This window comes from Snodgrassella alvi wkB2 (assembly GCF_000600005.1).
GTDB classification, from domain to species: Bacteria; Pseudomonadota; Gammaproteobacteria; order Burkholderiales; family Neisseriaceae; genus Snodgrassella; species Snodgrassella alvi.
Map to the genome: position 1 here is coordinate 1,903,007 of NZ_CP007446.1, position 13,711 is coordinate 1,916,717.

14 protein-coding genes are annotated in these 13,711 nt (G+C 44.5%); 9 read left to right on the forward strand and 5 right to left on the reverse strand.

Translation table 11 applies throughout. The annotated features are described in order from the left end of the window. Positions 1-41: 41 nt before the first annotated feature. Positions 42-1,097, reverse strand: coding sequence for a transaldolase (tal, locus tag SALWKB2_RS08600; protein WP_025331268.1), 1,056 nt, complete (start codon positions 1,095-1,097; stop codon positions 42-44). Between the two features lie 206 nt (positions 1,098-1,303). On the opposite strand from tal, the gene SALWKB2_RS08605 reads away from it, so the two are divergent. From SALWKB2_RS08605 to SALWKB2_RS08640, 8 genes are all read left to right on the forward strand, one after another. After that, entirely contained in the window at positions 1,304-2,278 is a 975-nt protein-coding gene (locus tag SALWKB2_RS08605) for a KpsF/GutQ family sugar-phosphate isomerase (RefSeq protein ID WP_025331269.1), read from the forward strand. Positions 2,279-2,319: 41 nt separating this feature from the next. Beyond that, a complete protein-coding gene (gene kdsC, locus SALWKB2_RS08610; protein WP_025331270.1) occupies positions 2,320-2,853 on the forward strand; it encodes a 3-deoxy-manno-octulosonate-8-phosphatase KdsC in 534 nt (177 codons plus the stop codon). Next, positions 2,850-3,434: an LPS export ABC transporter periplasmic protein LptC gene (lptC, locus tag SALWKB2_RS08615; protein WP_038648992.1), complete on the forward strand. Its 585-nt coding sequence runs from the start codon at positions 2,850-2,852 to the stop codon at positions 3,432-3,434. The genes kdsC and lptC overlap by 4 nt, the downstream gene beginning before the upstream one ends. Then, positions 3,415-3,918: a lipopolysaccharide transport periplasmic protein LptA gene (lptA, locus tag SALWKB2_RS08620; RefSeq protein WP_038648995.1), complete on the forward strand. Its 504-nt coding sequence runs from the start codon at positions 3,415-3,417 to the stop codon at positions 3,916-3,918. Before lptC ends, lptA begins: the two co-directional genes overlap by 20 nt. Before the next feature lie 9 nt (positions 3,919-3,927). Continuing rightward, entirely contained in the window at positions 3,928-4,671 is a 744-nt protein-coding gene (lptB, locus tag SALWKB2_RS08625; protein ID WP_099048791.1) for an LPS export ABC transporter ATP-binding protein, read from the forward strand. Between the two features lie 6 nt (positions 4,672-4,677). Beyond that, positions 4,678-6,054 (forward strand): RNA polymerase factor sigma-54, encoded by a 1,377-nt coding sequence (gene rpoN / locus SALWKB2_RS08630; RefSeq protein ID WP_025331274.1) that lies wholly within the window; start codon positions 4,678-4,680, stop codon positions 6,052-6,054. Positions 6,055-6,118: 64 nt separating this feature from the next. After that, positions 6,119-6,457, forward strand: coding sequence for a ribosome hibernation-promoting factor, HPF/YfiA family (hpf, locus tag SALWKB2_RS08635; protein ID WP_025331275.1), 339 nt, complete (start codon positions 6,119-6,121; stop codon positions 6,455-6,457). A gap of 194 nt (positions 6,458-6,651) precedes the next feature. After that, the gene (locus SALWKB2_RS08640) at positions 6,652-6,855 is read left to right on the forward strand and encodes a glycine zipper 2TM domain-containing protein (RefSeq protein WP_025331276.1); all 204 of its coding nucleotides are present in this window, start codon (positions 6,652-6,654) and stop codon (positions 6,853-6,855) included. Between the two features lie 63 nt (positions 6,856-6,918). On the opposite strand, the gene SALWKB2_RS08645 is transcribed toward SALWKB2_RS08640, so the two are convergent. Further along, the gene (locus SALWKB2_RS08645; RefSeq protein ID WP_025331277.1) at positions 6,919-8,484 is read right to left on the reverse strand and encodes a TerC family protein; all 1,566 of its coding nucleotides are present in this window, start codon (positions 8,482-8,484) and stop codon (positions 6,919-6,921) included. Positions 8,485-8,758: 274 nt separating this feature from the next. Between SALWKB2_RS08645 and yihA the strand changes: the two genes are divergently transcribed. After that, positions 8,759-9,406 carry a ribosome biogenesis GTP-binding protein YihA/YsxC gene (gene yihA / locus SALWKB2_RS08650; RefSeq protein WP_025331278.1) on the forward strand — a complete coding sequence of 216 codons (648 nt, stop codon included), beginning with the start codon at positions 8,759-8,761 and terminating at the stop codon, positions 9,404-9,406. A gap of 132 nt (positions 9,407-9,538) precedes the next feature. Here the strand turns inward: yihA and SALWKB2_RS08655 are convergent, their stop codons facing one another. The 3 genes from SALWKB2_RS08655 to SALWKB2_RS08665 form a co-directional block, all read right to left on the reverse strand. Then, entirely contained in the window at positions 9,539-10,969 is a 1,431-nt protein-coding gene (locus SALWKB2_RS08655; protein WP_025331279.1) for a sensor histidine kinase, read from the reverse strand. 42 nt (positions 10,970-11,011) lie between these two features. After that, positions 11,012-11,695 carry a response regulator transcription factor gene (locus SALWKB2_RS08660; RefSeq protein ID WP_025331280.1) on the reverse strand — a complete coding sequence of 228 codons (684 nt, stop codon included), beginning with the start codon at positions 11,693-11,695 and terminating at the stop codon, positions 11,012-11,014. Between the two features lie 162 nt (positions 11,696-11,857). Then, positions 11,858-13,666 (reverse strand): PglL family O-oligosaccharyltransferase, encoded by a 1,809-nt coding sequence (locus SALWKB2_RS08665; RefSeq protein ID WP_025331281.1) that lies wholly within the window; start codon positions 13,664-13,666, stop codon positions 11,858-11,860. Between the last annotated feature and the right edge of the window lie 45 nt (positions 13,667-13,711).

Below are 13,711 nucleotides of genomic sequence, written 5' to 3' on the forward strand. Positions count from 1 at the left end.
ATTCAGATTTCCGTATGTCTGTTGTGTTTTATTTATTCCGTTTAAGCCAGAGGTTGCAGTAATGCATCGAATGCATCCACAAACTGTTGTAAGCCTTCTTGCTGTAAGCGCACTGCGAGGGATTCAAGATTAATACCCAGCTTCTGAATTTCAATCAGTACGTTTTTAGCCTGCTGCACATTCTGTGTCAGTGTGGTATCGGCATGTCCATGATCGATAAAGGCATTAAGCGTGTTGGTGGGTACGGTATTAATGGTATCAGCACCAATAATATTTTCTACATAGCAAACATCGGAATACGCCGGATTTTTAGTCCCTGTGGATGCCCATAGCAAACGCAATGGTGCTGCCTGCTGTGCAGCCAGATCGGTAAATTCACGGCTCTGGATAAATTCCTGCCATTCAGCATAAGCTGTTTTGGCCAGTGCAATGGCGGTTTTACCCTGCAAAGATTCCGGCAGAGTAATGTCCAGAGCGCTGTCAATGCGGGACAGGAAAAAGCTGGCGACTACCTGAATACGGTTAACCGGCAGATTTTGTGCCAGACGCTGGCGAATGCCGGCAGCGTGTGCCTGCCATGCTTTGCTAAGCTGGGTTTTAGAAAACAACAGGGTCAGGTTAACATTAATGCCCTGTGCAACCAGTGTGGTTAATGCCTGTATTCCGCTGTCTGTTGCTGGTACTTTTATCATGACATTGGGTCGGTTAAGAACTTCCCATAGTCGCTGGGCTTCGGTAACGGTAGCCTGAGCATCATCGGCCAGATCTGGCGCCACTTCAAGGCTGACAAATCCGGCTTTACCCTGACTGCGTTCATACAAGGGCAGACAGACATCACATGCAGCCTGTACATCGGCCACGGCCAGTTGTTCATAACGCTGTTTGGGGGACAGCGGCTGCTGTTTTAGCTGGTTAATATCATTCTGGTAAAGTGTATCGCTGGCAAAAGCTTTTTGAAAAATGGCCGGATTGGAAGTCACGCCACTGATACCCGCCTCAAGCATGTGTGCCAGTTCACCTGATTGAATCAGGTTTCTGGAAAGATTATCCAGCCAGATTTGCTGCCCCAATGTATTGACTTGTGCTAATACGGCCATATTATTTCCTTATAGTAAATATACGTTAGATATGTTTTATTAAGGTTAATCAATCGATTAAACTGGTTATTCATGAATTATGGATTACTCTAACGAGGATGGTGTAATTTGACAAGTTCCGAAGCAAACAAAATAACCGGTATCAGGTTATAATCCGGTTAACTTTATTGTGTTTTCGTTTGCTTATTATTACTGCTGATGATGTTATGAATTTACAGGATAAATATTTAGGCTGGGGTAAAGAAGTTTTTGCTATTGAAGAGCAGTCGATACGTGAAGTTGCCAATAATCTGGATGAGCATTTTGCTGAGGCAGTAACCACCATTCTCGACTGCCGCGGACGGGTGATTATCACCGGTATGGGCAAAAGCGGCCATATCGGGCGCAAGATTGCCGCTTCAATGGCGTCTACTGGTACACCGGCTTATTTTGTACATCCGGCTGAAGCAGGACACGGCGATCTGGGTATGATTGTTGATGGCGATGTGCTGATAGCATTATCCAATTCTGGTGAAAGCGAGGAAATTCTGGCACTGATACCGGCCATCAAACGTAAGCATGTGCAGCTGATCTGTATAACTGGTAAAACCAGTTCAAGCATGGCAAAACATGCGGATATCCATTTATGCGCTCATGTATCACAGGAGGCCTGTCCGTTAGGGCTGGCTCCAACATCCAGTACGACGGCGGTAATGGTATTGGGCGATGCGCTGACGGTGGCACTGCTGCGTGCACGCCAGTTTACCCCTGAAGATTTTGCACTGAGCCACCCTGCCGGCAGTTTGGGTAAACGCCTGTTATTAACAGTGGCTGATGTTATGCATGGCGGCCAAGATATGCCTCTGGTACAGGAAGATACGCCTTTGCGTGAAGCCATTGTTACCATGAGTGAAAAAGGTTTGGGGATGCTGCTGGTAGTCAATATTGCCGGAGAGCTTTGCGGTTTATTTACAGACGGTGATTTACGCCGTTTATTTCAGGATAACCGGGAATTAAAGGAATGGCTGATGGCTGATGTAATGGGACATACTCCTAAAACCATCACTGCCGGCCGGCTGGCGACGGAAGCCCTGAAAATCATGCAGGAGAATCATGTAAACGGGCTGGCAGTAATTGATGCAAATAATCGTCCGGTTGGTGCACTGAATATGCATGATTTATTACAGGCACGGATTGTTTAAATGCGTGAGAATGTTATGACTGAGGAATGCCGATGAATACGATGATGTCTGCCAGTGCGGTGGTTGAAGCTGCCCGGAAAATCAGGCTGTTTATTATGGATGTAGACGGCGTACTGACTGACGGTCGTATTTTTATCCGTGATAACGGCGAGGAAATCAAATCATTCCATACACTTGACGGCCACGGATTGAAGATGTTGCACCGCCACGGCATTCAAACGGCAATTATTACCGGACGCGACGCACCCTCTGTCGGTATCCGGGTACAGCAGCTTGGCATCGGATATTATTTTAAAGGTATTTCGGATAAACGCAGCTGTTATCGGCAATTATTGCAGCAGCTTGGTTTAGATGAGCAGCAATGTGCTTATATCGGCGATGATGTCGTAGACTTACCGGTTATGAAACATTGCGGGCTAGCAGTTGCAGTACCCGGTTCTCATCCGCTGGTATTACAGCATGCTGATTATGTTACCCGTGCGCCCGGCGGAGCCGGTGCAGTACGTGAAGTCTGTGATTTATTACTGGATGCACAGGGCTTTCTGGCTCAGGATATGGCGGAGTATCTGGCATGAATGTGATTCGCAGCCGCAGTAACTGGGCATTTCCGCTGATTCTGGCAGTAGCCCTTGGCGGCATAAGCTTCTGGCTGGACCGGATTACTGAGATCAAGACAGTGGAAATTCCCCTGAATCCGAAAGAACCTAAGTATGTGATTAATTCGATTGACGGTGAGCGATTTGATGAGCACGGTCAGTTAAGTGAAACCATTCACGCCACAGCTGCCCGGCAGTTTCCGCAGCAAACTGTTATTTATATTGATAATCCCAATATGGGACTATATAAAAACGGTGCTGAACTTTATCGTATTAAGGCCAATACCGGACAGTACTATACCGACAGCCGCAAGGTAGATTTACTGGGACAGGTAGTTTGGAACAAAAATCCGGTGGGAAATGAACCGGCAGGACAGCTGGAAACCAGTGTATTACATGTTGATACACAAACTCAGGTAATCAAAACTGATGCACAGGTTTCTTACCAGTATGGTATATCTCACGGTACATCACAAGGTTTCGAATACGACAAACAACGCGGCTTTCTGAATTTACCCGCACGCGTAAAGGCGATTATTTATGACCCGCACTCTCATTAACGGCAAAATTTTAGCAGTCTTTTGTCTGCTTGCCGGCAGTATGCATGCATGGGCACTGGAAAGTGACCGGCAGCAACCTATTCAGATTGAAGCCGATCAGGGCTCTCTGGATAAACAGAATCAGACAACCATATTTACCGGTAATGTAAAAATGCGGCAGGGCAGTATGTATATGAATGCAGCCCGTATCACTGCACATAAGGATAATGCCGGTAACCAGACAATTATTGCTGATGGCAAGCCTGCTACGTTTGGACAGCAGCTGGAAAAAGATGGCATGGTAACCGGTCACGGAGATAATGTACATTATGAAAGCCTGAGCGGTATTGTTACGATTACCGGTAATGCTCAGGTAAACCGTGGTGGTGATATGGCACGCGGTGCAGTAATTGTTTATAACACCAATACTGAGGTTTATACCGTTAAAAGCGCGCCTAAAGGCCGGGTACACGTTATTATCCAACCGCAACAGAAAAAGAAATAATCCATACTCATGAATGTAATGCCTACTGTGCCGCCAAGTCAGCTTCGTGTCAGCGGTCTGCAAAAAAGTTTTAAACAGCGTCAGGTAGTTAATGATGTCGCACTGGAAGTCAACAGTGGCGAGGTAATCGGTCTGCTTGGCCCGAATGGTGCCGGTAAAACTACCAGCTTCTATATGATTGTAGGTCTGATTGCAGCTGATGGTGGCAGTATTATGCTTGATAATCGAGAAATTACTCACCGTCCGATTTATGAACGTGCACGACTTGGTTTAGGTTATCTGCCTCAGGAAGCTTCGATTTTTCGTAAAATGACAGTAGCCCAGAATATCAAAGCTATTCTGGAAATTAACTATCCACCCGAAAAACGAGCCGAACAGCTGGAGCTGCTGCTGGCCGACCTGCATATTGAGCACCTGCGCAACAATACTGCACAATCTTTGTCCGGCGGTGAACGCCGTCGTGCTGAAATTGCACGGGTTCTGGCCATGAACCCGCGCTTCATTCTGCTTGATGAACCATTTGCCGGCGTTGATCCGATTGCAGTGATCGATATTCAGAATCTGATTTCTTTCCTGAAACAGCGTGGTATCGGCACACTGATTACAGACCATAATGTCCGTGAAACCCTGCGCATCTGTGACCGTGCATATATTATTAACCAGGGCAGTGTACTGGCTTCCGGTGTCCCGGAAGAGCTGGTTAATAATGAACAGGTACGCGCTGTTTATCTGGGTGAGCATTTCGAGTATTAACTGCTTATGCAAAGGCCAGCTACTCATCTCCGACTCAGTCTTACCACCCGCCTTAGTCCGAAGCTGCAACAATCGCTACAGGTGTTGCAGCTGTCTACGCTGGAATTACAGGAACTGGTAGCCGGCTGGCTGGCGGATAATCCTTTTCTTGAGGAAGTAGAAAATACATCTGAAGACAGCTTTTCTGATACTCAGTATGTACAGCCGCCACAGCTGGGTATTATGCAAGACGAAAGTGATGTCTGGGACACGCTGGCCGACAATCCTGATATGTATGAATTGCTGCGCCGGCAGGTATGTGAATACGATCTGGATGACGTTACGGCAGCACAGGTGTATTTTCTGATAGAGAATCTGAATGAGCAGGGTTATCTGGACAGCAGTTTAACTGATCTGGTAGAAAATGCACCGCTGGAATGGCGGCTGGACGAAACAGAGCTGGCACAGGCGCTGACGATTCTGCAGCAGTTTGAGCCTACTGGTGTTGGTGCTCGGAATTTACAGGAATCCCTGTTACTGCAACTGGAAAATCTGTCTGACGAATCTGTCGATAATGATGAAATTCATACCTGCGCGCGCTTACTGATTAGCAAACACTTTGGTCAGTGGCTGAGTACCCATCAGTTTAAACAACTTTGCCGGCAACTGCCCCAGTTTTCTGCAAACACACTTGAAGCAGCCTGTAAACTCATTGGCGCACTAAATCCTTATCCCTGTTACGGATTACCTGATCGTAATGGTATTCTGTCTGTACGCCCTGATATGGAAGTTTATATCAATAAGAGTGGCAAATGGCAGATACGCCTTTTGCATGATACTTTTCCTCAGCTGAGAATAGAACCCGGTGTCGAAGAGTGGATAGAGCAAAAAAGCACAGAGATGGATACTATGTGTAAAAACAAATGGCAGGAAGCACAAACGTGTCTTCACAGCCTGCAGATGCGTAAAACCACTCTGCAACGTCTGGGCGAATGGATTTTGCAGCAACAGCAGGATTTTTTCAGTTTTGGTTCTCTGGCGCTGGCTCCCTTAACCATTAAAGAAACAGCTCAGGCTCTCGAACTGGCAGAGAGTACTGTTTCACGGGCAATCAATCAGAAATACCTGACCTGTTCACAAGGTGTTTTTCCTCTACGCTATTTTTTCAATCAGTCTGTTGCAGCAACGGATGATGGAACAGGTAACAGTCAGACAGCAATTAAATCACTGTTGCAAAGTATAATTAACGGAGAAGACCCGCAACATCCCTATTCTGATACACATTTGGTAAATCAGCTGGCTAAGCAGGGTATTAATCTAGCCCGGCGCACAGTTGCAAAATATCGTGAGGACTTGAAAATTCCTCCGGCGCACCAACGTAAAGTACAGTACAGTAATCATTAATTTTCAGTTAACTTCCATAAAATTTATTCTGTTTTTTCCTAAACCCTTTAAAAAGGATCAGGCTATGAATCTTAAATTTATCGGACAGAATCTTGATGTTACCGCAGCTCTGAAAGACTACACACTGAATAAACTGGAGCGCATTATCCGTCATGCCGATCAGGTCATCAGCGCAACTGTCACTTTCTCTGTATTTAAAGTACAGAAAAAAGCTGAAATTGATTTGCATCTTTCCGGTAAAGATATCCATATTGAATGTCTGGATAATGATATGTATGCTGCTATCGATTGTCTGATGGATAAACTGGACAGGGCTGTGATTAAATATAAAGAAAAAAGGCAGCCTTCACACCAGACACCCGAAATATGTACTGACACGGATACTGCTACTGAACTTGAATAATCGGCAGATATTTTGAATATTTCTCTAAAATGCATTTGTGATTTTGATTGCAGTTTTTTTTTACTAAACTGCTTTGCTAAAGGTATATAATTAACTTTGAAATAATATTTTATTTGTAGTTAAATAGTTTATAGGTAACGTATAAATATTAATTAACACGCAATTCTTTATTCTGAATAGAAAGAGGTATTAACATGAAATCAAGTCTAAAAACACTGGCTTTAATAGCTGCAGTAGCTGCTTCTCTCTCTGCTTGTGCTGATATGACCCCAGCTCAGCGTAATACTGCTGCCGGTGTAGTAGTAGGGGGTGTGGCTGGTAATCTGTTAGGTAAAGATACTGGTGCTACTTTAGGTGGTGCTGCTCTGGGTGGCGTTATCGGTAGCCAGATTCAATAATCAAATTAGTTAACGAAAAAAGCCTGCTGTTATCAGCAGGCTTTTGTATGGCTATCAATTGGGTTATTCAGATTCCGGCTGTTCAATTTTGCTGATACGTACCCGTTCCAGACGGTGCCCGTCTTTGTTCAATACTTCAAAACGGTAACCGGCATAATCAATAGTATCTCCGACATCCGGAATATCCTGCATTTCTTCCATAATTAATCCGGCTACAGTATGGTACTCAGCATCTTCCGGTAAGGTAGGCAAATGCAGATGCTGAGCCAAAATAGCATATTCAAGACTGCCGTCTACAGTAACGCTATGATCGGCATTTTGCTGGATACTGGGCGCATCGGCACGCTCATACTCTTCTGGAAAATCACCGGCAATCGTTTCCATTAAATCTTTCATGCTAACCAGTCCGAGTACAGCGCCAAATTCATCAACTACCAGCGCAATATCAGCACTTCGCGAACGAAACAACTCCATAGCATCAAGTACAGTGCTGCTATCCGGTAAGACCAGCGGCTGCCGTAATGCAGCCTGAATATTTAATTGTTCTCCGCTTAATAACTGGTTAAGTAAATCTTTTTTATTTACAAATCCCAGCGGCTCATCAATTCCGGCCTTTCCTACTACCACCAGCCGTGAAAATGGTGTGCTTTGTAATTGTTGGCACTGCTGCTCACGCGGCTGAGATAAATCCAGACGTTCAATATCACTGCGCGGTGTCATGACACCCATTATCGGACGTTCGGCTAGAGTAAGCACGCTGCGAATCATGGATTTTTCATTTTCTTCAAAATGTTCGTCATCATCAGTTTGCGTACCATTTTTAGCCAGCTCTTTTTCACGCAGTCCCATCATACCCAGCACACTATCAGCGGTACGATAACGCCAAGAGCGGCCAATCATATCGTTACGACGGGTATTCCGGGTAGAAATCTGATTAAATATCTCAATCAGAATGGAGAAAGCAATAGCGGCATACAGATAACCCTTAGGTATTTCAAAGTGTAAGCCTTCAGCAATCAGGCTGAACCCTATCATGAGTAAAAAGCCCAGACACAGCATCACTACTGTAGGATGGCGATTTACAAACTCTGTTAATGGTCCGCTTGCCCAAATCATCATTGCCATAGCAATAATCACGGCCAGCATTGCCACTGTAATGTGTTGCACCATGGCGACAGCGGTAATGACTGAATCAAGTGAAAATACTGCGTCCAGAACGACAATTTGTAATACCACACTCCAGAAACTGGCATAAACGGAGACATTGGTAATTGACGCCATAGCAGTATGCCCTTCCAGCCGTTCATGCAACTCAGTTGTTGCCTTATAGAGCAGGAAGAGTCCGCCACCGAACATAATCAGATCTTTAACTGAAATGGCAAAACCGCTGATATGTACAAAGGGCTTGGTCAGGGTAATGATAAAAGACATCAGTGCCAGCATCAGAATGCGAATCAGCACTGCCAGAGACAAACCAGCTATACGGGCATGGTCGCGCTTTTTCGGACTGGCTTTATTCGCCAGTATGGCTACAAATACAAGATTATCGATACCTAAAACGATTTCAAGAATTATCAGGGTAATCAGCCCTACCCATGTGGCCGGTTCTCCTAACCAGCTAAAATCCATTTTCTTTTCCTATGCGTTAAATACAAACAGGCAGCCTGCTACATGAGCAAGGCTGCCTTAAATCAGAGAAAAAACACGTCTACATGCACGATACAACTGCTCGAGACCTCGTCTTCCATCTGAAAGTTTCCTTAAAATAATCTTAAATGCAGTTTAGCAGCATAAAACAAAAAATCAAGTACCTCGCCTGAAAGCGAGCATTTACATAAATAGCTGAATCCGAACTGGGCTCAAAATATGGTATGCTATCACCTTACTATTTTTTTAATTACTCATGAATCTGTTTCGTCACGCCCGTTTTTATACAACCGTTAATCATCTGAAAGACCTGCCCGCAACAACTGCTGAAATTGCTTTTGTCGGTCGCAGCAATGCGGGTAAATCAAGCGCAATCAATACACTGACTAATCATACTCGTCTGGCTTATGTATCCAAAACTCCAGGCCGTACCCAGCACATTAATTTTTTTGAACTGACTAATGGCGGGTTTATGGTGGATTTACCCGGTTATGGTTACGCTCAGGTACCTGAGGCAATCCGCAGACATTGGGTAACACTACTGGGCGATTACCTACAAACACGCATGCAACTGGTCGGGCTGATTCTGATTATGGATGCCCGCCACCCGCTTAAAGAGCTGGACAAACAAATGCTTGATTTTTTCGCGGTAACTCGGCGTCCTGTCCATATTTTGCTCTCTAAAGCAGATAAATTATCAAAAAACGATCAAATTAAAACCTTGACCAGTGTGAAAAAAGCACTTCAACCTTACATTGCCCGTCAACAAGTTACGGTACAACTGTTCTCCAGTCTGAAAAAGCAAGGTATAGATGAGGTCAATCAAATTGCCACTGACTGGTTTACCCAGCAAACTAATCTGATAACAGACGCGGAAAAACCAGACCAGAGAACCACAGATTAATAGTTATCTGTCGTACTATACATCTGCCAGACTAAAACCATATCGATATTGAAATTTAAATAGTAGCAGTTTACATACAACTACAACGTATTCTTTGGAGAGAACCTGCCAGCCGGATAAGTATAAATAACTTTATCCGTTGGCTACAGGCAACTGATTTTTATTTTTCTGGCGGTTCCTGTTTCTGCTCGGCGTAAATTTAGGCAGTAAAAAATGCATACTTAAACCCTTGGGTTGTTGATTATCTGCATAAATTTTGCCATGGTGGCGATCGATGATGTGTTTGGTTAACGCCAATCCTAAACCTGTACCCGGTTTATTAGCACTACTGTCTGCACGATAAAAAGCAGTAAAAATATGCGGTAACTGATTTTCTGCTACACCGGGGCCATTGTCACTGATATCAACCTGCCATTGCTGTTTACCACCCTCATGCAGATAAACCTTAATTTCACTGCCATCAGGGCTGTAATTAATGGCATTACGCACAACATTATCAAAAGCCCGATATAAATAGCTTTCATTGGCTTTTACCATAGCAGTATCAGGAATATCACACTGCCATGATAAAGTCTGCTGATGTTGCATGGCTATGGCCTGATTGTCTTCCACGATTTGTTTGATTAGCGGCACCAAAGACAAAGGTTCCAGCGTAATAGGCAAATCAGAGGTTTCCAGCCGTGACAAGGTAAGCAGTTCACCTACCAGTAAATCCATACGCCCCAGTTCACTTTCCAAACGCTGCAAGTGTTGTTCCTGTTTTTGTGGCTGTACGTGAATTAAACCAATAATTGCCTGCATGCGTGCCAGCGGGGAGCGCATTTCATGCGATACATGGTGCAGCAGGTGACGTTCTTTTTCCACAAGCTTCTGTAGTTTATCTGCCATATTGTCAAACTGCACGGCTAGAGAATACAGTTCATCACGACGTTCTGATAGCTGATGAGAAACACGGGTCTGCAAATTCCCGTGAGCCAGACGATCCATCCCGCGCCACAATACGCGGATTGGCTGGGTAATATTATTAGCCAGAATATAGGCTGTTAATAAACCTACAACAATAATAAAGCTGAGAATAATAAATTCGTGCCAGACTGGTGCAATGGGTAAACCAGGAATAAAAAACGGGCTCGGCGGGCGTGGAGTACGTTCATGGTTCCAGCCGCGAATCATGAAGAGATATTCTTCACCCAGTGAATTATAGGCAATCTGTACGAGTTTTGAGTGCGGATGTGACAAAGCGAACTCATGTGCTTTATCGATATCCTCAGGATCAATAGGGCGCCCTAGTATGTCGTTTTTGTTGTCACCAGTAATAACATACAGGTTTTCGCCACCCGGACTATTCCCCCACTCAACCAGTTGTTCGCGTATACCGGCATCACCACGTGCCTGAAACGCATTCATGGTGCTGCTCAGCAGATTTTCTTCAAAATTGCGCTGTTGTTTAAACCGTGTTTCGGCTAAAGTGTTTTGTACCAGCCAGAATGAAGAACTGGCCACAAAAATGGCACAAACAATAACAGCACAAAAAGTAGCAAAGATACGGGGGAACAGTTTCATAAATCAGAACAGGCTGTTTATTAACAGCCTGTATCCACTGGTTCAGTTTTTTACAAACAGATAACCCAGACCACGCACAGTCTGAATCAGACTAGCATTGCCCAGCTTATGACGAATACTGGATATATGAACGTCGATACTGCGATCAAATTTAGCCAGCTTCCGGTCTAGTGCTTCCAGAGACAGTGTTTCTTTGCTAACTACCTGTCCGGCATGACGCATCAGAACTTCCAGCAGATTAAATTCGGTACTGGTCAGCTCCAGTGGTTCTTCTTCAATAGTAACCTGACGTTTAGCCGGATAAAGTACTACACCACTGGCTGCAATACTGTTCGGAATGCCATTCTGGTCATTGTCATGACTTTGATGTGTACGGCGGAGGATAGCATTGATACGAGCCAGCAATTCACGCGGCTGACAAGGTTTCGGCACATAGTCATCCGCACCCATTTCCAAACCGATAATGCGATCAATATCATCGCCTTTGGCGGTTAGCATAATAATCGGAATCTTGCTTTGAACCCGTACCGTTTTCAATACATCTAGACCGTTCATTTTCGGCATCATGGAATCCAGAACCACTACATCATACTGACCGGTTAAAATTTCTTTAACACCGGCTTCACCATCAGCAACGCGGCTGACTTCCAGACCTTCTGCTGTCAGATATTCAGTGAGCAGTTCAGTCAACAAATTATCATCATCAATTAATAATACGCGATTCATATCATCCTCCTAAATGGAAGTGCGTTGTCTGTATTGACTACAGACGAATTTACTATATTTACACTTTGTATCTTAACATGTAGGTTGAGATTATCTTTACAATAACAAGGCTTTTTCTCATTTTTTCATTAAAAAGCACTATGTTAAATATTTGTCTGAACTCTATAAACAATTCACTTTCTGCATGCTTTGCTGCTGATATTTCAGGCAATCTTGTTGCAATTGTGGTATTACTGCCACGGCCTGAGGCTGCTGTTTAAATCTGCTTATAAAACCAGGAACAAGTACAGGATAATAATGACTTACATGGCTGAACCACTCTTTAGCCTCATTATTCTGATGTGCTTGCTCTAAGTAAAATCCGCGCATGAAAGTGTTGCTATACGGGCGATACCGTCCGGCAAGTAATGCAGCCTGTTTACCCCATAAAGGTAAAAAAGAATCAGTAACATTCAACTTTTCGATAATTGCCATGTCTACATAATAACGAAGAAAGTACATTTGATTACGCAAATCATGCATACGGCTTACTTGTTCAGCCTGGGGCAGATTACGTTCAGCACGCACTTTTAAAAAACGCTGATAGTTCATCATTTGCCACAGAAGCAGAACCATCGAAATCAATACCACTATGGCGCAGAACTGATTTACGCGGCCGGACGCCGGACGGCAAGACCGTTTCAAGTCCTCCTGTGATACAGGCGTTAGTGCCACAAACAAAACAAACACAGCAAGAAAATAGCTGTACCACAGCGGATATTCCAGCATGCTGTGGCATAAAGACACCAGAATCATACTGATCAGCACAATTGATGCCGGATTAAATCCTTTACGTAAATGAGGCCAGATAACCCATAAAAAGCAGGCACTGACAATTAGCAGTCCGACTATGCCTGTTTCAGCCAGTAATTGTAGTACCAGATTATGACAATGAGTAAACAGCACAGTATTTTCATACTGACGAAAACCATTCGGATAAACATCTGCAATAGCAAAGCCCTGATATGAATAACTGCCCCAGCCATAACCAAACCACGGAGCGCTTTGAAATATCAGCCAGGCCTTATGCCACTCCATTTGTCTGCCAGACCGGGCAAATCCACCCTGTTCCAGCCGTGCTGTTCCGGATTGAAAATTGATATGCAGCAACATGTCAAATAATGGGCTTAATATCAGCTGAAACAGCAATACCAGACCTATGGCAATACCCAGCATCAGCAACAGGCGATTCGCTGCAGAGCCGGCACGCCAGCGCCAGAAAAATAGTGACAGTCCTATTACCAGCACATAGACAACAATTGTCCGTGAACCGATCAGTCCCATAATGCCGGTAAACCAGATTAATAAAACCCATACCAGCCAGTTAGGCAGACGTCGCTGTTCCCATAAAAAGCACAGTGCCAGCACGCCCCACATCAGATAATGCCCGAGATGATTGCGCTGTGCCAGCTGACCATAGATGTAATGATTACCCGGACCGCGCAATATTCCCGGTATCCGGTCTGCAATATCAGCAAACTGCATTACACACACGATTGACTGTAGTAGTACACCCAGTACAAGAGCCATCGCCAGAATAGTGACAGCCTGAGTCTGGCCTATGCGAATCACCCATGCCCGTGCAGCCCATGCGAGCAAAGCCATTACTACAAATACCAGAGCAGTCAGATCAGACTGGCTGATATAAGTAAGATGCATAACTCTTGCCTGTAGCATCAGCAAAAAAGCGAGCAATAGCAGACTGATACAGGCAGGAGGAAATGAAAACTGAGTTTTGCGTGTCAGTACCGTTAATCCAGTCAGACAAAGAGCAAAAAATAACGTCCCGGCTTCCAGATAAAAGCTTGACAGCGTACCTACCCGCCAACTCGACATAAATGGCACAATGCATAAAGTCAGCATCCCCAGCCACCATATCAGTGTGGACAGACGGCAAATACTCGGACACGAATCAATTTGTGACTGATTCATACAACTCTCCAACGAATAACATCATTAGCCGGCTTATATTATTTA

Bases quoted from the DNA above. Each gene is read 5' to 3' on its own strand.
- tal (WP_025331268.1), bottom strand. From the start codon at position 1,097: ATGGCCGTATTAGCACAAGTCAATACATTGGGGCAGCAAATCTGGCTG.
- SALWKB2_RS08605 (WP_025331269.1), top strand. From the start codon at position 1,304: ATGAATTTACAGGATAAATATTTAGGCTGGGGTAAAGAAGTTTTTGCT.
- kdsC (WP_025331270.1), top strand. From the start codon at position 2,320: ATGATGTCTGCCAGTGCGGTGGTTGAAGCTGCCCGGAAAATCAGGCTG.
- lptC (WP_038648992.1), top strand. From the start codon at position 2,850: ATGAATGTGATTCGCAGCCGCAGTAACTGGGCATTTCCGCTGATTCTG.
- lptA (WP_038648995.1), top strand. From the start codon at position 3,415: ATGACCCGCACTCTCATTAACGGCAAAATTTTAGCAGTCTTTTGTCTG.
- lptB (WP_099048791.1), top strand. From the start codon at position 3,928: ATGAATGTAATGCCTACTGTGCCGCCAAGTCAGCTTCGTGTCAGCGGT.
- rpoN (WP_025331274.1), top strand. From the start codon at position 4,678: ATGCAAAGGCCAGCTACTCATCTCCGACTCAGTCTTACCACCCGCCTT.
- hpf (WP_025331275.1), top strand. From the start codon at position 6,119: ATGAATCTTAAATTTATCGGACAGAATCTTGATGTTACCGCAGCTCTG.
- SALWKB2_RS08640 (WP_025331276.1), top strand. From the start codon at position 6,652: ATGAAATCAAGTCTAAAAACACTGGCTTTAATAGCTGCAGTAGCTGCT.
- SALWKB2_RS08645 (WP_025331277.1), bottom strand. From the start codon at position 8,484: ATGGATTTTAGCTGGTTAGGAGAACCGGCCACATGGGTAGGGCTGATT.
- yihA (WP_025331278.1), top strand. From the start codon at position 8,759: ATGAATCTGTTTCGTCACGCCCGTTTTTATACAACCGTTAATCATCTG.
- SALWKB2_RS08655 (WP_025331279.1), bottom strand. From the start codon at position 10,969: ATGAAACTGTTCCCCCGTATCTTTGCTACTTTTTGTGCTGTTATTGTT.
- SALWKB2_RS08660 (WP_025331280.1), bottom strand. From the start codon at position 11,695: ATGAATCGCGTATTATTAATTGATGATGATAATTTGTTGACTGAACTG.
- SALWKB2_RS08665 (WP_025331281.1), bottom strand. From the start codon at position 13,666: ATGAATCAGTCACAAATTGATTCGTGTCCGAGTATTTGCCGTCTGTCC.